Consider the following 20722-nt stretch of genomic DNA (forward strand, 5'->3'; position numbering starts at 1 on the left):
GCTTGCCGCCGCGATCGAGGCGCAGGCGGGCGCCCGCCTGCCGGGCGCCCGCCGCCTGGCGCTGCGTGCCCGCGCGGCCGCCTCGGGCCTGGCGATCCCAGACGCGCTCCACGCGGAGATCGCGGCCCTATGAGGTGAGCGGCGTCCCGGAGCGGGCGTTCGCATGATCGGGTGATAGCTCCAGACGAGCGATTGCCCAAGGTCGGGAGGCACCGTATCGAGAGGCGGGAACACGTGCTCGAATACCCATCGGACGCTTTTCCCGCGGTCGGGGAGCAGCGTCGGCACGAGATGGAACGATCAGGCTCGGGGAGTTCGGCCGGAGCAGGTCGCGAGGGCCAGGGCGAGGCCGTCGACTTCCGCCCGCTCTACCGGCAGGTCTACCATACGCTGCTGCGCCGCCTCGCCGATGCGGTCTGGCAACCCGGCCAGATGCTGCCGAGCGAGAGCCAGCTCGCGAGCGAACTCGGTGTCAGCCAGGGGACCGTGCGCAAGGCACTCGATGCGCTGACCGCCGACAGTCTCTTGGTGCGTCGCCAGGGGCGCGGCACCTTCGCGGCCGAGCACGACGACAAGCAGAGCGTCTTCCGCTTCTTCAAGCTGCGCTCGGACTGCGAAGACAGTGCCGCTCCACAAAGTCGTGTCGTCGCGATCGCCGAGGCTTCGGCGAGTGCCGACGAGCGGGACAGGCTCGCTCTCGTGCGAACGGCGCGGGTGGTACGCATCGAACGCCTCCGCAGCCTCGATGACAAACCCTGCCTGATCGAGACGATCGCAGTGCCGCTGACCCTGTTTCCCGGGCTCGCAGCGATGGATCTCCCGAACACTCTCTACAGCCTCTACGCGAACCGGTTCGGCATCACGATCGCGATCGCCAAGGAGCGCCTGAAGGCGGTCGTCCTGCCGCGGCGGGAGGCCGACCTTCTGGAAGTCGCCGAGGGTAAGCCGGCCATCGAGATCGACCGGGTCGCGTTCGATCTTGAGGAGCGGCCGGTTGAGTGGCGCCTCTCGACCTGCATTACCGACAGCGTGCATTACCTCTCGGTTCTGCGCTGAACCCCGCCAGGCCGCCCGCATTACCAGAGCGCGAGGCACCCTGCACCGGCACTAGGAATGACGCCATGCCGCCTCCCGACCGACGTCCATCCTGGCCGGGCATGGACCAGACCCTGCACATAGAAGCCGTCCCAAGGATCAGCTCGCGTGCGCTCTTACCTGACCGCTGTGATGAGCGAAGCAACTTGAGCCTGCACGCTCGCGACCTGCTGCGCGACTGGCTGGTCGCCAAGATAGACCCGACCCGCGGTCAGGAGCAGGGCGAGGCTCCAGAACACTGCAACCGCGGCATTGCGCGCACGCCGGTCACCCGGTGTCATCGCGTAGCCACGAACTACCTCGGCGGGCTCGCCGAAAGGATCGTAGGCCAGGATCGTGGCGTCGGGACGCGTGCTCATACCCCTAAGTGTCGCGCTTGGACCTCTCCCGATCAATGGACGGGCCTTCCGAAGATTCGCGCGGCCGGAGAGGCTTCATCTCCCTTGCAAGCCTTGGAGAGAAGTTTTGTTTCTCAGCCTATGAGGCCCGCATGAGCGTTAAGGCATCCACGAAGGAAGCGCTGCGTGGCGCCTCTGCAAAGACCGATGAGGCGCCGTCCTTCTTGCCAGGTATTCTCCTCTGCCTTGTCATTACGCTCCTGGCCGTCGGCGTCCAGAAAATCGAGGAGCATGCGACAGGTCACCCGTACGTCGAGGCGTTGGTCATCGCGATCCTCCTCGGCATTGCGGTAAGAACCGTATGGGCTCCGGGCGAACGCGTCCGGAGCGGCATCGCCTTCAGTGCCAAGCAGGTGCTTGAGGTTGCCGTCACTCTGCTGGGTGCCTCGATTAGCCTCGGAGCGATCGTCGCCTCCGGACCGGCGCTGTTGACCGGGATCGTCGGCACCGTGGTGCTGGCGATTGCCGCAAGCTTTGCGATCTGTCGCGGGCTCGGCCTGCCCGCCCGCATGGCCATCCTAGTGGCTTGCGGCAACGCCATCTGCGGCAACTCGGCCATCGCCGCCGTGGCACCCGTGATCGGGGCCGACAGCAAGGACGTCGCCGCGTCGATCGCCTTCACGGCGGTTCTTGGCGTGCTCATGGTGCTGGGCCTGCCGCTCTTCATTCCCCTCGTTGGACTGTCGGAGCACCAGTATGGCGTGCTGGCTGGGTTGACAGTCTACGCCGTGCCGCAGGTGCTGGCCGCGACCGTGCCGGTGGGATTGCTCAGCACGCAGGTCGGCACTCTAGTCAAGCTGGTGCGTGTGCTGATGCTAGGCCCCGTCGTCGTTGCTTTCTCGCTCTTGGCCCCACGGCTTCCGAGGGAGGGCGCCACATCCAAGCCACGGCCCGGAAGGCTCGGTTTCGCCAAGCTGGTGCCCTGGTTCATCCTGGGCTTTCTGGGCTTAGCCACGCTGCGGTCAGTCGGCCTGATCCCCGATGCGGCATCGCAACCGGTGACGCAACTCGCTGGCTTCCTCACTGTCGTCTCCATGGCCGCGCTTGGGCTCGGCGTTGACGTCCGCGTGCTCGCCCGGGTTGGCGGCCGGGTCACCCTGGCGGTGACGGGCTCCCTGGTGATACTGCTCGCCGTTAGTCTCACCTTGATTTGGTCCCTCGGCATCGCCTGATGCCCGTAGAGACTTATCGCAAATTGCTGAAATTCACGGCTCGTTAGGCCTCCAAAGGCACCAGGGTGACGAACTGAGCCGCCGCCCACGGCAGCCCAACCGGCAGGGCGTGGGCTCCTCAACGCGGCAGGTGGTGGGAACTGTCGAGAGCCGGCGCCTTTCATCTGCAGGGGCGCGGCTGGCGCCGAGCATTGAGTGAGACTGTTGGAATGTGCGGCGCGCGTGTGCAGTCAGGTCCGAAACGGCGCAATGCCCACCCTGTCTTGATTTGCCTGTCCAAGCCAACCATCCGCACGGTCGCGAATGACAATGACTGTGCACCCGCTTCGCTGCTCAATCGGATCGGCACCATCTTGGAATTCATGAAGCTGGTGCTGGCGCCACGACTGCCGCCTGTTCCATAACGGGACGGCTCAGAGCTGCAGCGCATCGCACCCCAAATAGCCGTTCGAATCCTTCCGTAAGGTCGGCAGGGTGTCTCAGTCCGTATACACCGTAGTGGTATACCCTTCCGTGACAGAGCGAGCCATGCGCCAGATGCATTTCGTGAAACTAGATCTTCAGGCGTTTCAGCAATGCCCATGTTTCCCAACGGTGCAGCTGGTAACTCCGAGCGTCTTAAGAAGTTAATCTAGGTTACGATAAACGAGTGTTGCAATCACCGAGGAAATATCGCAGTGTGTAATCCCTTGCTTGAATGGGCGAGGTTTTTATTCGGAGTTCTGCTCCGCTAAGAATTTCGGAGGTGAGGCTATGCAGCATCACGAACGGCCTGATGGCGAGGAGACTCCGCCGGATCAGGCACGGGCATAGGTTTTAGCGCGATCGCGCACACGGAGGCGGGACGTGGGTCCCGCCTTTCCTTTATGCTCAGGTTGCACCATCGCGGCGGCCTGTCTTCGCTTCCATCTGCCGACTCTCAACGCTTGTTGACGCCCGCCGAGCGGCGCTGCATTTACCTGCGCGAACCTGAGGTGGCCGTCACCGGCCCAAAACGCTAGCAATCCCTCTCCGACGATGCCGCGGTAAGTGCCTCTGCTCCATAAAGGCGTGCCATGTGGCCTCGCGTATGGCCAGATCGATGCCTCACGGACCGTCGGTGGCCTTCCTAGGCATCAGGCGGCCACCAGGACGACGGAGCGGTCGGAAGCCTCCAGCACCGCATCGGCGATGTTGCCGAAGGCAAGATCGGTACCGGGGCGCCGCGCCGCGCCCATGATAATCAGGTTGTGCCCGCCGAGGCGCGCCTGCCGTAGGATGGCGTCCTCCGCAGCAAGAATCGTCCGCGCAACGGTCCGGATCCTGACGCCGTGCTGGTCAGCCAATGCCACAACTTCCTTCAGGACGGCCTCATCACCGCTACTGGGGCGCCGGGCGCGTCGCTGTCGGGTGGTGCTCGCGTCCGCGCTCGCGACGAACAAGGCGGTCAGCGGCGCGTCGGCTGCCCGCGCGATGTTCAAGGCAACCTCGGCTCCTCGCCGCGACACCTCCGTGCCGTTGACCGGAACCAGAATGTTCAGCGGCGCCCCCTCCGGCTCGACCAAGTGCCTGCCGCGGGCCGCGACAATCGCGAGAGGACCGGCGAAGCCATCCGCGGCCCGAGCCACATCTGCGTTGAAGCCACCATCCGGGCCGACGGTCGGCTCAATCCCGATCACGAGAAGGTCGAACCCCTTCTCAGCCTCCGCTGTCACGGCCTGGTCGATCGATGCATCTATCGGCCGCTCCGTCACATCGACAGTCAAGATGTCTGTATCCTCGTGCGAGGCTTGCGCACGCGCCGCTTCCGCAGCACCCTGTACCGAGGCAGCAAGCCTGCCGGATATGTCTTCCCTCATCGACCAGGGTGCCAGGTCGGACGCAACCTGAAGCACCGTCACCGGCATTCCGTAACGGCCTGCCATCAGACCAGCGAGGCGAGCCGCGAACCGCCCCTTCGGGCTCTCGTCGGCAGCAACGAGCAGGCGCTCCAGGTTTGGAACAAACCCCCGTTCCTCAAACTCCTCTCGTTCGAGCCGCGTCCGCTCAGCTTCGTCGAGCGGCAGGCGGCTTAGCGCCCAGCGCAGCATCGGCGGCATCGCGAGCGTAGTCAGGACGGCCATGGCCACGGTCATCGTGAACAGGTTCTGGCTCAGCACACCAATCGACAAGCCGATCGAGGCAACAATCACCTCTGTCGAGCCACGCGCGTTCATGCCACAAGCCAGAGCGAGGGATTCCGGCACGCGCAGGCCACCCAGGGTGCCGCCCAGGAATGCGCCTGCGAACTTGCCGAGGCTCGCAATGGCGACCAACCCGATTGTCAGCGTTAGGAGCGTCGGATCCTTCAGGATCGTCAGGTCGGCACTCAGGCCTGCAAGCCCGAAGAAGACGGGTGCGAACAGGGCGCTGATGAGGCCGCGCAGTTGCTCGTCGATGTGCCGCGTCAGGATGGGGGATTGCCCGACCAAGATCCCGGCCACGAAAGCGCCTAGTACAGTGTGAACGCCGATGACCTGCGTCACGAGCGCCATCAGGCCCATCACGACCAGAATGGTGGTGATCACGGCCGCCTCACTCTCGAGCTCGTCGTTAGCCCAGCGAATGAGCAGGAAGACGACCCGGCGTCCGAGGGTGAAGCTGAGGCCCAGGAACAGGGCTGTCCCGATGAGGCTCTGCCCGAGGGACCAGGGATCGATGCTGCCGTGAAGTGCCAAGCTGAAGGTGATGGCGATGATCACCCAGCCGATGGTGTCATCGACGATGGCCGAGGCAACGATGACCTGACCGACATTGCGACGCAGGAAGCCCATCTCGCGCACCACCATCGCAACGATCTTGACGGACGAGATTGACAGCGCGGTGCCCAGGAACAGGGAGGTGATCAGCCGCAACTCGGGCTTCGGCAGCATCGTCTCGGGCAGGAACTCACCGAGCACAAAACCGCAGGCGAAGGGCACGGCGACGCCAGCGACCGAGACACTAAGGGCAGCCCTCCGAACTTTCCTCACGAGGCCGAGGTCGGTCTCCATGCCGGTGAGGAGCAGCAGCAGAAGGATGCCGAGCTGCGAGACCGCGTCGAGCATGGCCTTTTGCTCGTGAGCGGGCGGGAAGACGAGGTGCTGGCCCTCGGGCCAGATGGCCCCGAACACTGAGGGCCCGAGCAGGAGGCCGGCGATGAGCTGGCCCATCACGCCGGGCTGGCCAATGCGCTGCATGAGCTCACCGAGCAGGCGCCCGGCCACGAGCAGCAGCACGATCTGGATCAGGAACGTGACTTCGGACGCGCCCTTGGATCCGGGCGCGGAGGCGGCCAGGGCGTGATCTGAGGCTAGAGCGAGGAGGATAGGCGCGAGTGCGATGATGCGCTTCAAATTGACGTCTCTCTCCTGCTGCCCTCACGGCGTGGGCGCAGGACAACGCAATGCCGTCGGCGCCAGTGCCCGGCACTGACGCGGGTTAAGAACCGGATTGCCCAGGGCGTCCGAGGAAAGCAGCTGCATCGAGCGGAACCGCTCACAGCCAAGGCGAAATTTGCTCCACCTTGAACCGCTTCATCGTGCAGAGCGGGCCGTCTCTCACGCATTCCGCGAGAGCCTCATTACGCGCTATGCAGCGGTTCGGCTGAGGGGAACACGTTCCAACAAAATCAAAGCTCAACCACAGCTTCCCAAGCTGAATGTCGTCAGTTCGATCCCGATCGCCCGCTCCACCTAACCCCCTGATTCCGCTGGTGTTCCGATCGACCTGAACGGTCGGGGCGTTCCCCGTGTTCCCCATGGTGTTCCCCGCCGTTCCTCATCCCTGTTCCGGGTCCGTTTCCTGCTGGGGAGAAGGCATCTGTACGCGCCTCCCCGCGGCAAGCTGGCCCGACGGCCTGCGGCGTTGTTGTTGATGCGATGACAGCACTGAGGTTCCGGCGAGAGAAGCCCGCGACCGCTGTGGGCCCGGTAGATGGCAGAGGTTGTCGATGCCGGTGCGCTCGGCAGAGCAACCGGAATGCGCCTACCACCATCCAGGCGACTCGGGTGGCATCTCCAAAGCGGCCATTCGCTGGCTGGGGTGTGGGACGAGAAGAGACCGCCACAGCGGGGCCGAACAGCAAGGCGAGCTCGAGACCCTTGAGCCAAATCAAACTCGAGCGCGACGCCGGCAAATTGATCGCGGCGAATCGCCGAGCCACCAACCTGCTGAGGATCAGGTCGCACTCCGCATCAGCTCGGGCGGACCGTGAGCACGGGTTGCTCGCGGTCCGCAGGTGAGGCCGGCGGAATTGATGGATGGCTCACTGCGCGCGAAGGACCTCGCAGATCCCAGCCGCGTTCGAGCTGATCGAGGACGTCTGTGGCGTCTGCGGCGCGGTCGCGCCGGCCCCGTCCCTGCCAACAGCCTCAGTCCCCTCGACAGCGTCCGGCCTTCCCAAGCGGCCAGCCGCTTGCCCGTCCGAGCTTCGGCAAGTTCCGCCATGTCCCTGGCAAGGGCCTGCCGCAAGCGCCCTTTCCGCCTCTCGATGTCAAGCGGCATGACGAGGTGAAGGGCCAGCGCGGCCGCCCCGACGCCAGCGACCATCGCCAGCCCTTGCTGCAGCAGTGGCAGACCAAGCGGCGCGAGATGCGTCGGCTGGCTCATCATCAGGAAGAAGTTGTTGAACTCAACGGTGCTCACCGCCGTCAGCCGGAACGTCAGACCGGCCGCCGTGACACAGAGGACCGGCAGGAGGGCGAGCAGGAGGATCGACAGGCCGGCCGGATTTGGCAGCACGAAGGTCCGGAAGGCCAGAGCCGTCCCGACGCCCGCGAGCACGCCGAGGACAATGCGCCGCACAGTCGGCGCCCCGAGTTCATTCGCCGAGAGAAGGGTCACGAACACGCACGTGCCGAGAAGCATGAGCGATCCGGCTACCCAGCCGCTCGCGAGCCAGGCGAGTCCCACCGGAAGCACGCAGAGCGCCACCCGCGTCGCTGCACGCAGGGCGCCCCGCCAGTCGGGGGAGGCCGCGAGGCGAGTGGAGCCCTTGCCGCTTGGAGGAGCCTGCTCGAGGTCACGAAGGTCCTCCATAGCCGCTGCAAGCGCCGCCTGGGTTTCGGCGAGGAGTTCAGGTGCGGCTCGGCCGTCCTCCCTTCGTGGGATCGGTGGCGCTGCGGGCGTGCTTGGGTTGCGGAAGCATGCGGCCGCCCGACGGAATAGGGTGGCCAATTCCGCAGAGGCTTGGCGATGATCCTGATCGCCCGGCCGAGCGATAGCCCGCGCCCTCGCAGTAACCAGAAGGAGGGAGGCCAGGAGGTTGCGCAGGCGACGCTTGCGCCACCGGGCGCCCGGGGTCCCGTCGAAGACCTCGTCAGCCTCGGCATCGAGGTCGCCGAGCCGAGCGACCAAGCCGAGCAGCGCAGCCTCATCGGCGTCACTCACGCGCCCTGAGAGCTGGTCGTCGCACCGCTCCAGCAGATCGGCACCCAGCTGCCGAGTGCGCTCAAGGTGGGACCGGCGGCCCGAGTGCGGCATCAGCAGGCCAGTCACGGCGGTGGCCGCGAGGATGCCGATGATCGTGCAAGCGATGCGGCCGTAGGCGATCTGCTGAACCGCGGCCGGATGCTCGAAGTCAATCAGCGCCACGATGGCGCAAGTGTAGCCGGCGAGCACCGCCCCGTAACTCCGGAAGTGTCTTACCAGGGCCGAGAAACCGGCGCAGCAGGAGAGCCAGAGCGTGAGACCGACGAGCGCGGCGGCGGGGTGGCTCGCGAAGGCGGCGAGCAGGCCGATGCCGGCGAGCGCGCCCGCAGTCGTGCCAATCAGGCGCCAGAGGCATTTCTCCAGTAGGAGCCCCCGGGTCGGCTGCGAGACCGTGAGGACGGTAACGCCTGCCCAGTGCCCGTTCGGCAGGTCCAGTGCCGCGGCCAGGACGATGGCGAGCCACGCCGCAGCGGCCGTAGCGAAGCCGAATCTCAGGCGCGGCGGATCGCTCTCCAGGAATCGACGGAGACCAGTCAGACTCATGCTCGGTGATTGCCCTTGGCCCCGACGTCCAGGGCAGACATGATGGACTGCGGGAACGTGTCAGGACCGGGTCGGAGCCATGAGCCCGGCGCAGGGCAGGCTGCCCTCGGCTGCCGCGCTTGCTCCCTTCGCAGGCCGCTCAGGCGGCAAGGACGATCTTCCTCACCTGCGCGCTGCTCTCCATGGAGCGGTGAGCCTGCGCGATCAGGTTGAGCGGAAACGTCTTGGCGATATCGGCTTGAGCTCGCCCTGCCTGACGTCGACGTCCGCCCTCCGCAGGTTCGTTGAATCCGTGACGAAACAGGACATGAGGATCCCCCGGTCGTGAGCACATCGCGCTGCGCATCCGTGGGCGCTTAGAAAAGCTTTCACACTGCAAAGCTGTCACGCTGCAAAAAGCGCAGTGCCACCGAGCCAGCGCTCGTCCTGTTGCTGTCTAGCAACAGCATCAAAGAGTGAAAACTGTACCCGGGCCAGCGCTCATGGACTTGAAACGCCAGTTCTTGCCCCTAATCACAAGACGAAGAGGCGCCGCCGGTTCGTGAATCCTCGCGCGCCGGAGAGCGGCCTGTCGGGAGGGCAAATGAGCTTCCTCGTCGCGATCGCTGCGTTGGTGCTGCTGATGTTCGTCGCCTATCGCGGCTTCAGCGTCATCCTCTTCGCGCCAATCGCGGCCATGCTGGCCGTGCTGCTCACCGACCCGGCCGCCGTCCCTCCTGTCTTCACCAGCCTGTTCATGGAGAAGATGGTCGGCTTCGTGAAGCTGTACTTCCCGGTCTTCCTGTTGGGCGCCGTCTTCGGCAAAGTCATCGAGCTGTCAGGCTTCTCGAAGTCCATCGTCAAGGCCGTCATCCGCCTGGTCGGACGCGAGCGGGCGATGCTGGCCATCGTGCTTGTGGGCGCGGTCCTCACCTACGGTGGCGTTTCACTGTTCGTGGCAGTGTTCGCGGTTTATCCCTTCGCCGCAGAGATGTTTCGGCAAGGCAACATCCCGAAACGCCTGATCCCAGCCACGATCGCGTTGGGTGCATTCACCTTCACGATGGACTCCCTGCCCGGAACCCCGCAGATCCAGAACATCATCCCCACCACCTTCTTCAAGACCGATACTTGGGCGGCCCCGGTGCTCGGCACGATTGGGGCGATCTTCATCCTCATTGTCGGCATGATATACTTGGAATGGTGCCGCCGGCGCGCTGCGGCGGCGGGCGAGGGCTACGGTGAGGGGCACCTGAACGAGCCCGAGCTTGTCGCAGACCGTGAGCTTGCCCATCCCGGCATCGCCATCTTGCCGCTCGTCATAGTGGGCGTGACAAACAAGCTGCTGACCCCTTTGATCGTGAGCGCATATGGCACGACGAACGAGACCAACCTGGCGGGCCTGCCGCAGCCGCTGGTGACCCAGGTCTCGACCGTGGCAGCGATCTGGGCCGTCCAGGGCGCGCTGCTGCTTGGCATCCTCTCGGTGCTGCTGTTCACCTTCCGCCGGGTCATGGAACGGTTCGCGGAAGGAACGAGGGCCGCTGTCGCCGGCTCTCTCCTGGCGTCAATGAACACGGCCGCCGAGTACGGGTTCGGTGCCGTGATTGCCGCGCTGCCGGGCTTCCTGGTGATCCGGGATGCCCTGCGAACCATTCCCAACCCGCTCGTCAACGAGGCCATCACCGTGTCCGTGCTCGCCGGCATCACCGGCTCCGCATCGGGTGGCATGAGCATCGCGCTCGCCGCCATGTCCGAACAGTTCATCGCGGCCGCCAACGCGGCCGGCATTCCGCTTCAGGTGCTGCACCGCGTCGCCTCGATGGCGAGCGGCGGTATGGACACGCTGCCGCACAATGGGGCTGTCATCACCGTGCTGGCGGTCACGGGGCTGACCCACAAGCAATCCTACGGCAACATCTTCGTCATTACCTGCATCAAGACCCTGGCCGTGTTCGTCGTCATCGGCGTCTACTATGCGACAGGCCTGGTCTAAGCGCCTCGGCACCCGGTTTTCCCGGAGCATTGCCCGCCGATCAATCGCAAGCGAATTGGCCGCTTCGCCCTCACCGCGGGCTTCTGGCGCGTCACAAGGGTGACCAACATGCCGAACCACTCCGCCCATCCGCTGCTGTCTTCGCTGCGCTCGCCTGAACGGGGTAAAGTCGTGACGGCCGCGGAAGCTGTCCGATTGATCCGCGACGGCGATACCATTGCAACCGGTGGCTTTGTCGGTATCGGCTTTCCAGAAGCCATCGCCATAGCGTTGGAGGACCTCTTCCTCTCGACGGACCAGGAGGATTTCCTGACCAGCGGCAAGCCGCAGAACCTGACCCTCGTCTACGCAGCGGGTCAGGGCGACGGGAAGGATCAAGGCCTCAACCATCTCGGGCACGAAGGGCTTCTCAAGCGCGTGGTGGGGGGACACTGGGGGCTTGTCCCGAAGGTGCAACGGCTCGCCCTCGCCAACCAAGTGGAAGCCTATAACCTGCCTCAGGGCGTCATCTCGCACCTGTTCCGGGACATCGCTGCCCATAGGCCTGGCCACCTGACCCGTGTCGGCCTCGGAACGTTCGTCGATCCACGGTTCGGCGGTGGGAAAATCAATGCCAGCACCACGGAGGATTTGGTCGAACTCCTGCAGATCGGAGGCGAAGAGTTCCTCTTCTACAAGGCCTTCCCGATCACGGTGGGCATTATCCGTGGCACGACGGCGGATCCCGAAGGCAACATCACCATGGAACGGGAAGCGCTGACGCTCGAGGCGCTCTCCATTGCCATGGCGGTTCGCAACAGCAATGGGATCGTCATGGTGCAGGTTGAGAGGCTTGCCGAGAGCGGCAGCCTCAATCCACGGCAGGTCAAGGTTCCGGGCATCCTCGTCGACTGCGTTGTCGTCGCGGAAAAGCCGGAACATCATCGGCAAACCTTCGCGACCGGCTTCAATCCAGCCTTTAGTGGGGAGATCAAGGCCCCGATGAACTCGATCGCCCCAATGGCGATGAGCGAGCGCAAGCTTATCGCCCGTCGGGCCGCCATGGAGCTCAAGGCCAACAGCGTGGTCAATCTCGGCATCGGGATGCCTGAGGGTGTTGCCAGTGTCGCGGCGGAGGAGAAGATCATCGATCTCATCACGCTGACGGCGGAACCGGGCGTTGTTGGAGGCGTACCGGCCGGTGGTCTCGACTTTGGTGCCGCAACCAACGCGCAGGCCGTGATCGACCAGCCCTACCAATTCGACTTCTACGACGGCGGCGGGCTCGACGTGGCCTTTCTGGGCCTGGCGCAGGCGGACCGCGAGGGCAATCTCAACGTGAGCCAATTCGGAAGCCGACTGGCAGGAGCTGGTGGCTTCATCAACATCAGCCAGAACGCGAAGAAGGTCGTCTTTGTCGGGACCTTCAACGCCGGCAAGCTGCGGACGACGGTCGAGACCGGGCAATTGCGCATCCTGGAGGATGGAACCGCGCGCAAATTCGTGACCGAGGTAGAACACCGAACGTTCAGCGGGACGTACGCTCGGAAGCGGCAACAGCCGGTGCTGTACATCACGGAGCGCTGCGTGCTCAGGTTGGGGGAGCAGGGGCTAGAGCTTGCAGAGGTGGCGCCCGGTGTCGACTTGGAGCGCGATATTCTCGCGCATATGGACTTCATGCCTCTGATTCGCGAGCCTCTGCCCTTAATGGACGGCCGCATCTTCGAGGAAAAGCCAATGGGACTGCGAGACGATCTCTTGCGCGTTCCGCTGGAAGATCGTTTCGTGTATGATCCGCAGCAGAATGTCTTCTTTGTGAATTTGTCACACCACACTGTCAAGACTCGCGACGATATCGAGCGAATTCGCTCTGTGGTCGCAAGTCGATTGTCTGGTCTCCAGCGGAAGGTATATGCGATCGTTAATTACGACAACTTTAGCGCATATCCTGATATGATTGACGCTTACTCGGACATGGTCAAGTGTTTAATGGAAAATTTCTATTCGGGCGTAAGCCGATATGCAACAAGCGGCTTCTTGCGCATAAAATTAGGCGAGTCTTTGGAGGCTCGCGGCGTCGCGCCGCATATCTATGAAAGCGCGGAGGAAGCTCACAAACATCTACGAGATCTCGAAAATCCAGGTGCGTGATGCATGGGAATCGCCCTCAGCGCTTCCGTCGAGCTGATTGCTGAAGGTCAGTTCGGTTCGCACTCCGCGCCTCCGGGCGACTTCGTCAAGATCCTGCTGTTGCAACAGATTGCGCCTTCGGCACCGTCAGTAGCAGGGCGTAGGCTAAGGCGTTCTGGCATCACAGCCCCGGGAGTTCCGTCGTGGAAGCCGATAACTTGCAGCATCCGCCCTTTCGCATCGTGACTTACCGCAGTGTCTGGCCCGTCCTCAGCGAGACGTTAGAGACTGGATCGCAGCACGCACCCGCTTCGCTTCAGCCGTCGTTCTGCGCCAGTCGCACGATGATACACATGCGCATCGTGTCGAGCTGTGGGGCCGCCAGGACCTTCTCGACTTTTGGCCAGCACCAGGTGTTTGACGGTGTCTGAGAGGAGCTTGGCTCGCCCGATACGACCCTACTCCTTGGCCTCAGCTCTCCATTTGGACGCCCGGGAAATCTGGAGGACGCCACCATGCCGGTTCCACGCAACACCCTGAAGGCGGCGCTGGCGCAAGGGCAGGTTCAGATCGGCCTCTGGGTCGGTCTGGCTCACCCGCTCATCGCCGAGATGGCTGCCAGCGCCGGATTCGACTGGTGCCTGATCGACGCCGAGCACGGGCCCAACACCCTGAGGGACGTGCTCGGCCAGCTTCAGGCCATCGGCGATCGCGCAGCCCCGGTCGTTCGCGTCGCGGCCAACGAGCCCTGGCTTCTGAAGCAGGTGCTCGATCTCGGCGCGCAGACTGTGCTGGTGCCCATGGTCGAAAGCGCCGAGGAGGCGGCTCGCGCGGTCGCCGCCTGTCGCTACCCGCCGGATGGCATCCGCGGGGTCGCGGCGCCGATCGTGCGCGCCTCCGGCTACGGGGCCGTCGCGGATTATGCCACGACGGCCAATGACGAGATCTGCGTGATCGTGCAGGTGGAGACGCAAAACGCTGCCGGACAGATCGACGCCATCGCGGCGGTCGAGGGGGTGGATGCGGTTTTCATCGGGCCCGCCGACCTATCGGCCGATATGGGTTTTCCAGGCCGCCCGACGGAGCCCGAGGTACTCGCCGAGATCGACCGGCTCATCGGGCGCATTCGGGCGGCGGGAAAGGCGGCCGGGATCATCCAATACGATGCGGCGGCCGTGGCCCGCTATGCTGCGGCTGGCGTGACCTTTATCGGGGCGGGAAGCGACGCGGGCCTGGTCGCCGCCACCTTCCGGGCCGTGGCGTGCTCGGCCAGGGAGGCCCTGGCATCCGGCATTTAGGGGATGCGGCACCGCGCTGGCGGCCGCCGCTGTCCGCATGCAGCGCCAGGCCCCAACTTCGACGCCGCGATTCCTTCCGCCACTTCGATCATGCATGTGCACGCCTAGCGCGCCAAGATTTCTGAAGCGTGACGCAGCGGGGTGAGCGGTCGCTACCCTCGCGGCCCGATCCGTCGGCTTCTCTCCCTGAGAGTTAGGCCGCACGGCTCCTGATGGTCGCGCGGTGCTGTTGCTGGAGTGTTGCGGATGAGCCGCGGGCGCTCGTGGCTATAGAGCGAGATAACGTGTGTAGCCATGAAGTTAATTGTCCTTATGCAGAACAAGATATCCGAGATCGATGTTCCTTATCGCACGATTTTGTACTAACCATGCTCTAACAAAATCTCGATCGCTATTGGCGTCTGCTTGCGGCGGAAAAGAAAGTGGTTCGGCACGAAGCCCTTAGTGTAAGGTGCTCAACCGGCTGCACTCGTCAGGCATAGCTGACCCGCCATGGCTTGGCACGCCCCTGCGCAACCCGAAGTGCTTATTCAGTCACACTTGAGGGTGAGAAGAGTGAACCCTGATGACAAATCGCTCAGGGCTTCATGCCGACCAGAAGGCGACAGCACGTGGAGATCGGTCCATGGCTCATCACACCTACAACGTGCTCTTCCTCTCTGCCCGCAACTCGGTCCGCTCGATCTTGGCTGAGGCCATCCTCAGAAAGGAGGGGCAAGGCCGCTTCGAAGTATTTTCGGCCGGCATCCAGCCGACGCCCAGCTTGAATCCGCTGACCTTGCAAGTGCTGCAGGAGGCTGAATATCCGACCGACGGGCTGCATCCGAAGAGCAGGAGTGACTTCCTCGATCCAAGCGCGCCTGCGATGGATTTCGTGTTCACGCTCTGTGACAAGGCGGGAGGCGAGGCTCCCCCGCAATGGCCCGGTCAGCCCATCACGGCAGACTGGAGCATCGAGGATCCGTCTGCTGTCGGGGGCACTGAGCTGCAGCAGAAGGCAGCCTTCATCACCGCTCAGCGCTATCTCAAGAACCGGATCGTGGCCTTCGTCGCCCTTCCCATCACAAGCCTCGATCAGGTGTCCCTCACGTCGCGGGTTCGCGACATCGGCCAAAAATCTTGAGGATGTGTCCGAGCACTGAAGATGCGAGGACCATCGTGAGCCACAGGGCCGGCGTGAAGTTGGAGAGACGAATGTCGTTCACGGTCTCATACTCAGCCAAGGGCGAGACGTTTACGATGTCGCATGCCAGTGATCAGGAGGCGCTGGCGGAAGCGATGGCCCACCTCCGAGACGGACGCGAGGGAGTGAGCGTGAAGGATCACAGCACGGGCCAAGAGCTGAGCGCCGATCAGATCCGGGCAGCTTGGGCGCTGATGCAGAAGGAAGAGCGCGGTGGCGAGACTGGCCGCTAACGATCGGCATCGGAAAGCGCTTCGTTGGTGAAGCGGGCATTGCCGAGCCCGGTGCCAACCGTGAAGACGCCCCAGCGCGCCACATCGCGCATGTGGACCAGCTCGCTCAGCCCCTGAACCACCGCATCGTTGTGTAGCACCGCGGCCGTTTCCGCTTGGCCGATCCTCGGCAGGGCTGTGCGGATCCGCTCGGCCAAATTGAAGTCGGCTGCCGTCCAGTCACCCGGCAGGTTCTGGGCACCTTGAGCGATGCTGCCATCCGGGCGAATCTCGCCCGGGCAAGCCAGGCCGACGAACGGCGCTAGCCGAACGCCGGCCTCATCAGCCTTGGCGGCAAGTCCCGTCAGCATCCGGGCAAGGCGTTCGACGGCCTCATCGCGTCCGACCGGCTCCTTCTTGTAACGCCAGTGCTCCCGCATCAGCACTTCGCAGGCCGAGAAGTCGGGTGCCTGCTGCTGGTTCAGCAACACGACGCCCGCGCGCATGTTACTGCCACCGATGTCAGCCGCGAGGATCGCGTCGCAGCCCTCCAGCAGAGACGGTGGGTAGAGATGGGCCGCGCCCAGAAGCGCGGCTTCGTCGGGATCATTGCGGATGGGGCTGAGATCGACCGTCAGGCCATCCGCCTTCAGCAGCGCGTCAGCTCGCTGGAAGACCTCCTCGCCTATCCTGTTCTCGCGCAAGCCGCCCCCGACGACGATGCGCTGCGTGCCCTGCCATTCCGGACAGGCAAGAAACCGCCGCGCCACGTCCGCGAAGGCGCAGGCAAAGATCTCGATGGCTTGGCGGATGAGGTCCGCAGCCGTGTCACCCGTCATCAGAAGCGCATCCAGAGCGGCACGGTCCTCGCTGGAAGTGCTGCCTAAGGGATCGTGTCCGGCACTTCGCCTTGCCTCGCGCAGCCCTTCCAGGATGAGCGCGAAGGTTTTGCTACGGACCCAGTCGCCGATGAACCCGCCGTTCTCCTGCAGGGTGAGATTGTAGCTGTCGAGGCGCAGGCCCGCGATTTGACGGGCTCCGTGTTCAAGCATCACCGGCGCATCGCAGCTGTTCTCATCCGGCTAACGATAGGGCCGAGAGGATGTCAGGCGCGTGACAGCATGCATCCAAGCCTTGCAGCGCCGTGCCGTCCACATCAACGAAAAGACGGCGTGCCACTTACCGGTGGGCACGCCGCGCGAGGGGTTTCGCGGCCTCAGGACCGAACCGCGGTTGCCTTACCTGATCCGCGGCTTTCCCTCCGTACCGCCAGAGCCACACCTCAGAGTGAGGGATCGAGACAGGAGGCTGCAAACGAGCGTGATCGGCAACACATTGCGGTTTCGGAGGGAAGCGAAGAAGACGATTGCGCAAGCTTGACCGTTGTGGCCGTTCGGCCTGAAGGTTATGAGCTAAACGTATTCTGGTATCGCTCTTCAGCCATGCCAAAGAACAACGGCAGCCCCCTTGATATTCGACCGAAACGATGAAAATGGGTGGTCCCGAGCTAACCTCAGACGGAACAGAAAAGTGACAGATCAGACCCCGGCTTATCAACCTGAATTCATCGAACTGGCGGCCGACATCGTGTCGGCCTACGTGTCCAACAATCCCGTTCCTGTGGCCGAGCTTCCCGCGCTCATTGGAAACGTTCACGCGGCGCTGAACGGCCTCGCCAACGGCTCCTCCGAGGCTGCCACCGCCGAGGAGCAGGTGGAGAAGGCGACGCCCGCGCAGGTCCGCAAGTCGGTCACGCCGGACGCGCTGATCTCCTTCATCGACGGCAAGCCCTACAAGACGCTGAAGCGGCATCTGACCGGCCACGGGCTCGATCCCTACAGCTACCGGGCCCGCTACGGCTTGCCGGCCGACTACCCGATGGTGGCCGCCAACTACGCCGCCCAGCGCTCGGAACTCGCCAAAGCGATTGGGCTTGGACGCGCAGGTGCTCAGGCAGAGCAGACCAGCGGCCGTGGCCGCAGGGCGGCATAACGAGGATCGTCGTCTCTGGGCATCTGCCGGCATGCGAGCGAGATGCCCGGTGACCTGTGAGGAATGGGCAGCCCATAGCTGTGCAATCCGGCACACGGCCCGACGGAACGCAACCGCGGGATCAGCAGGATGCCTGCAGGCCTTCCAGCACGATGCGGATCTTCTCCTCGGCCGAGAACTGCCGGCGGGTGGCCCGGCGAATGTCCTTGATCACCGCTTCCGCCGGCTGCCGTGTCGCCCCGGATGTCTGCTTCATCTTCGTGCCTCAGAGCCGGACTCGAAAGTTCACGTTGGGTTAGCAGTACCTTGCGAGCCTTCGTGACATCAGCCGGATGCTGGCGATGAGGGCCCAGGCGGCGGAGCTCGCGATGGATTTTCCCAAGCCTTGGCGAGACGCCGGCAGCGGCCGAGCCAGGCGAAAGTTCGTTCAACAACTCATCTGCGCGGGAGAACCTCGAAGCCGTTGGCAGTGTCGGATCGCCTGATGATCGCGATGGTCCAGACGCCCTGACCGTGCAGCGCCCCCCGCAGCTTTTCGCCTGCATAGTCACCGTCGGCGAAGATGTGCCGCAGCCAGGGACAGCGGTGGCGGACCGCCTTCAGCAGAGCTGGTGCCGCGCCGCGATCCTGCACATCAGCCCGATGAACGAGAACGAAGAGCATCAGCTCGACCGTGTCGATGATGATGTGGCGCTTGCGGCCTTGGATCTTCTTGCCTGCGTCGTGGCCGGCCAGCCCTCCGCTCTCGCTCGTCTTCACGCTTTGGCTGTCGATGATACCGGCTCGGGCTGGCGTCGCGCCCTTCCAGCTCCCGCGTGCTCAGAACCAAGAGGCGATTGATCGTCTCCCAGAGACGGCTGTCCCGCCAGCGGTAGAAGCAGCCCTGCACCGTGGATCGGAGCGGAAAATCCTTGGGCAGCATCTGCCATTGGCAGCCGCCGGCAGCGACGTAGAGAATGGCATCCATCACCGCCCGCAGATCCGTTTTGCACGGCCGACCGCCTGGCTTGGGCGGCCGTAGAAAGGGTGCGATTACCGCCCATTCCCGGTCCGTCATGTCGCTCGGATATCGAGCCGACTCACGTCGATGTTGGTGGCGAGTGGTGGCGTCCCAGGCCATCTGATCCTTCACCTCCCGTTCGGGCGGAGTAATCACAACCCTCTGATATCGCTCAACTCCCTTTCAGCCCGGCTCTGAGATCCGAGGCCCCTGGCCCACCCGATTGAGAAGGTCGTCTTGATGAGGGGCGGCCTCGCCCATTCGGATGATGGCGCAGAATACCGAGAGCGCGCGACCGGCGCCCGACCTAGGCTGCAGCTTACTGCAACACGGCGCCAGCGGGCGACGTGTGACCTTGTAGGAGACTGTCCTGCAGAACTTGGCGCGCGCTCTGTTTCGGCTTCATCGCGAAACCCGTTCCATGCGTTAGGAGCAAGCACGCCGACGGGCCGAGCGCAGCCGACTTCATCCTGTCATCGAGCGCGGGTATGAGCCGCCTTCTTTCAAGCTCAGGGAGAGGCTTCATGACCCTCGCGCAGGTGCGCACGGTCTCGGACTGGCGTGCAAGCGGCTACCGCGGTTTGCGCATCCTGCGCTGCTCGGAACGCGGGAGTGGAACCCACCAGACCTGGGAGGAACTGGACGCGGCACCCGGGGAAGATGTGGTTAAGGTTGCGCGACGGGTCCGCTGTCACGGGTGCGAGCAGCCGCCGGCTGGCCTTGCAGTGGCTACCTACCGGGATGTGACTGACACCCGGCGGACGTGATGACGCACAGTTGCTGCGCCACCCGCCCGACCAGTCTGAACACCTCGCGATCCGCTTGCCACCACACTTTAGCCTGCAAACACGGACCGCGGTTACGCGTGGCCTTCCGTGAACTGAACGCTAAGACCTTCCGAACCTCCAGCCGGGAGCGCGAGAGATGTACTACGAAAACCCGAGATCTATCCAGGCCGTCGTGCTGGACTGGGCTGGCACAGTGGTCGATTTCGGCTCCTTCGCGCCCACCCAGATCTTTGTCGAAGCCTTTCGCGAGTTCGGGGTCGCGATCAGCCTGGAGGAAGCGCGCGTTCCGATGGGCATGGGCAAGTGGGACCACATCCGCACCCTCTGTAACGCGCCACAGATCGCCGCCCGTTACGCCGAGAAGTTCGGCCGCGCGCCAACCGATGACGACGTCACGGCAATCTACGAGCGCTTCATGCCGCTCCAGATCGAGAAAATCGCCGAGCATTCCGGGCTCATCCCGGGTGCGCTCGATGCCATAGCGGCCCTGCGAGCCCGCGGCATCAAGATCGGCTCCTGCTCAGGCTATCCGGCTTGTGTGATGGAGCGGGTCGTCGCACTGGCAGAGACAAACGGCTACGTGGCCGACCATGTCGTGGCCACGGACGAGGTGCCGAACGGACGCCCTTGGCCGGCCCAGGCCCTCGCTAACGTCATCGCTCTCGGGATCGACGACGTGGCCGCGTGCGTGAAGGTCGATGACACGGCGCCTGGCATTCTCGAAGGCCGCAAAGCGGGAATGTGGACCGTGGCGCTCACCTGTTCGGGCAACGCGATGGGCCTGAGCTACGACACGCTCAAGGCTTTGCCACCGGATCGGCTCTCGGCAGAGCGCGCCCGCATCAGTCTGTTGTTCGCGGCCTCGCGGCCGCATTTTCTGATCGACACCATCGCTGATCTGCCTGGTGTGATCGAGGACATCGAAGGTCTGCTTGCCACCGGGCGCATGCCGCAAGCATGCTAACGCCACTTCCAATGCCCTGAGGCGCCGGCAATCACTGTAAATCCAGCGCCGGTCCTGACAGGATAGGAACGACAAAAAGGGGCGTGCTCCCATGCTTTTGGGCGAGCCCCCCTCGAAATTCCAGTGAGCGGGACTGCAACCGGTTAACAGGTCCAGTCTACAGTCCCCTTATGCGTGAGCGCCGCAAAGCCGTACGTGCCCAGACTTGCCTTGCCGGTCACGCGGCCTTAAAGCGCGGCTCGTCTGCAGCCATCGAGTGCGTCGTAGGTGAATTGTCGGTCTTCGGGGCTCGGGTCCAGTTCTCGGCCGGCGTGACGACGCCGAAGCACTTCGATCTCTTCGTCGGTCAGAGCGGTCAACCCTGCAGGGCTCGGGTCATGTGGCGGCACGCAAGCGAGGTGGGAGTGACGTTCCTGGAAGGGCGAACCGCCCCCGAGGTCGTGCCGGCCTAGAGCTATTCCCGGCTAGTGTCCTGATCGCGAGGTTTCTACGATCACGAGAGTGGTCGGAGGGACGGGGCGATGGGCAAGTCTGCCATTGGCATCGAACTGACAGGGTCCGAG

The 20722-nt window shown here is 64.1% G+C and carries 14 protein-coding genes and 1 pseudogene; 9 read left to right on the forward strand and 6 right to left on the reverse strand.

The features are described 5' to 3' along the window. Positions 1-291: 291 nt before the first annotated feature. Positions 292-1056, forward strand: coding sequence for a GntR family transcriptional regulator (locus tag WDW90_RS26505; RefSeq protein ID WP_336490507.1), 765 nt, complete (start codon positions 292-294; stop codon positions 1054-1056). Between the two features lie 155 nt (positions 1057-1211). Here the strand turns inward: WDW90_RS26505 and WDW90_RS26510 are convergent, their stop codons facing one another. Then, positions 1212-1454: a hypothetical protein gene (locus WDW90_RS26510; protein ID WP_336490508.1), complete on the reverse strand. Its 243-nt coding sequence runs from the start codon at positions 1452-1454 to the stop codon at positions 1212-1214. Between the two features lie 131 nt (positions 1455-1585). Here WDW90_RS26510 and WDW90_RS26515 point away from each other — a divergent pair, with 131 nt between their 5' ends. After that, positions 1586-2665: a YeiH family protein gene (locus WDW90_RS26515; protein ID WP_336490509.1), complete on the forward strand. Its 1080-nt coding sequence runs from the start codon at positions 1586-1588 to the stop codon at positions 2663-2665. 1115 nt (positions 2666-3780) lie between these two features. Here WDW90_RS26515 and WDW90_RS26520 read toward each other — a convergent pair. Together WDW90_RS26520 and WDW90_RS26525 are read right to left on the reverse strand one after the other, a co-directional pair. After that, a complete protein-coding gene (locus WDW90_RS26520; RefSeq protein WP_431311127.1) occupies positions 3781-6018 on the reverse strand; it encodes a cation:proton antiporter domain-containing protein in 2238 nt (745 codons plus the stop codon). 823 nt (positions 6019-6841) lie between these two features. Then, the gene (locus WDW90_RS26525) at positions 6842-8638 is read right to left on the reverse strand and encodes an FUSC family protein (RefSeq protein ID WP_336490510.1); all 1797 of its coding nucleotides are present in this window, start codon (positions 8636-8638) and stop codon (positions 6842-6844) included. A gap of 583 nt (positions 8639-9221) precedes the next feature. Between WDW90_RS26525 and WDW90_RS26530 the strand changes: the two genes are divergently transcribed. The 5 genes from WDW90_RS26530 (at position 9222) to WDW90_RS26550 (ending at position 15436) form a co-directional block, all read left to right on the forward strand. Next, positions 9222-10613, forward strand: a complete 1392-nt coding sequence (locus WDW90_RS26530; protein WP_336490511.1) for a GntP family permease — start codon at positions 9222-9224, stop codon at positions 10611-10613. 108 nt (positions 10614-10721) lie between these two features. Continuing rightward, the gene (locus tag WDW90_RS26535; protein ID WP_336490512.1) at positions 10722-12743 is read left to right on the forward strand and encodes a CoA-transferase; all 2022 of its coding nucleotides are present in this window, start codon (positions 10722-10724) and stop codon (positions 12741-12743) included. 494 nt (positions 12744-13237) lie between these two features. Further along, positions 13238-14020, forward strand: coding sequence for an HpcH/HpaI aldolase family protein (locus WDW90_RS26540; RefSeq protein ID WP_336490513.1), 783 nt, complete (start codon positions 13238-13240; stop codon positions 14018-14020). A gap of 625 nt (positions 14021-14645) precedes the next feature. Continuing rightward, on the forward strand, positions 14646-15143 hold the full coding sequence (locus WDW90_RS26545; protein ID WP_336490514.1) for an arsenate reductase ArsC: 498 nt from the start codon (positions 14646-14648) through the stop codon (positions 15141-15143). 71 nt (positions 15144-15214) lie between these two features. After that, positions 15215-15436, forward strand: coding sequence for a hypothetical protein (locus WDW90_RS26550; protein WP_336490515.1), 222 nt, complete (start codon positions 15215-15217; stop codon positions 15434-15436). On the opposite strand, the gene WDW90_RS26555 is transcribed toward WDW90_RS26550, so the two are convergent. Beyond that, positions 15433-16467 (reverse strand): ROK family protein, encoded by a 1035-nt coding sequence (locus WDW90_RS26555; protein ID WP_336490519.1) that lies wholly within the window; start codon positions 16465-16467, stop codon positions 15433-15435. The two genes, WDW90_RS26550 and WDW90_RS26555, sit on opposite strands and share 4 nt — an antisense overlap. A 478-nt stretch (positions 16468-16945) precedes the next feature. Here WDW90_RS26555 and WDW90_RS26560 point away from each other — a divergent pair, with 478 nt between their 5' ends. After that, positions 16946-17407 carry a Ros/MucR family transcriptional regulator gene (locus WDW90_RS26560; RefSeq protein WP_336490516.1) on the forward strand — a complete coding sequence of 154 codons (462 nt, stop codon included), beginning with the start codon at positions 16946-16948 and terminating at the stop codon, positions 17405-17407. Positions 17408-17528: 121 nt separating this feature from the next. On the opposite strand, the gene WDW90_RS26565 is transcribed toward WDW90_RS26560, so the two are convergent. Beyond that, positions 17529-17663: a hypothetical protein gene (locus WDW90_RS26565; RefSeq protein WP_336490520.1), complete on the reverse strand. Its 135-nt coding sequence runs from the start codon at positions 17661-17663 to the stop codon at positions 17529-17531. 39 nt (positions 17664-17702) lie between these two features. Next, a pseudogene (locus WDW90_RS26570) lies at positions 17703-18527 on the reverse strand (IS5 family transposase). An 804-nt stretch (positions 18528-19331) separates the two neighbouring features. On the opposite strand from WDW90_RS26570, the gene phnX reads away from it, so the two are divergent. Continuing rightward, the gene (phnX, locus tag WDW90_RS26575; RefSeq protein ID WP_336490517.1) at positions 19332-20159 is read left to right on the forward strand and encodes a phosphonoacetaldehyde hydrolase; all 828 of its coding nucleotides are present in this window, start codon (positions 19332-19334) and stop codon (positions 20157-20159) included. Positions 20160-20722: the final 563 nt, after the last annotated feature.

The sequence above is a fragment of the Methylobacterium nigriterrae genome (assembly GCF_037106235.1).
Taxonomy (GTDB): domain Bacteria; phylum Pseudomonadota; class Alphaproteobacteria; order Rhizobiales; family Beijerinckiaceae; genus Methylobacterium; species Methylobacterium nigriterrae.

Coding starts and splice junctions, on each gene's coding strand:
- WDW90_RS26555 (WP_336490519.1), bottom strand. CDS start 16,467: ATGCTTGAACACGGAGCCCGTCAAATCGCGGGCCTGCGCCTCGACAGC.
- WDW90_RS26530 (WP_336490511.1), top strand. CDS start 9,222: ATGAGCTTCCTCGTCGCGATCGCTGCGTTGGTGCTGCTGATGTTCGTC.
- WDW90_RS26505 (WP_336490507.1), top strand. CDS start 292: ATGGAACGATCAGGCTCGGGGAGTTCGGCCGGAGCAGGTCGCGAGGGC.
- WDW90_RS26515 (WP_336490509.1), top strand. CDS start 1,586: ATGAGCGTTAAGGCATCCACGAAGGAAGCGCTGCGTGGCGCCTCTGCA.
- WDW90_RS26535 (WP_336490512.1), top strand. CDS start 10,722: ATGCCGAACCACTCCGCCCATCCGCTGCTGTCTTCGCTGCGCTCGCCT.
- phnX (WP_336490517.1), top strand. CDS start 19,332: ATGTACTACGAAAACCCGAGATCTATCCAGGCCGTCGTGCTGGACTGG.
- WDW90_RS26550 (WP_336490515.1), top strand. CDS start 15,215: ATGTCGTTCACGGTCTCATACTCAGCCAAGGGCGAGACGTTTACGATG.
- WDW90_RS26510 (WP_336490508.1), bottom strand. CDS start 1,454: ATGAGCACGCGTCCCGACGCCACGATCCTGGCCTACGATCCTTTCGGC.
- WDW90_RS26525 (WP_336490510.1), bottom strand. CDS start 8,638: ATGAGTCTGACTGGTCTCCGTCGATTCCTGGAGAGCGATCCGCCGCGC.
- WDW90_RS26540 (WP_336490513.1), top strand. CDS start 13,238: ATGCCGGTTCCACGCAACACCCTGAAGGCGGCGCTGGCGCAAGGGCAG.
- WDW90_RS26545 (WP_336490514.1), top strand. CDS start 14,646: ATGGCTCATCACACCTACAACGTGCTCTTCCTCTCTGCCCGCAACTCG.
- WDW90_RS26565 (WP_336490520.1), bottom strand. CDS start 17,663: ATGAAGCAGACATCCGGGGCGACACGGCAGCCGGCGGAAGCGGTGATC.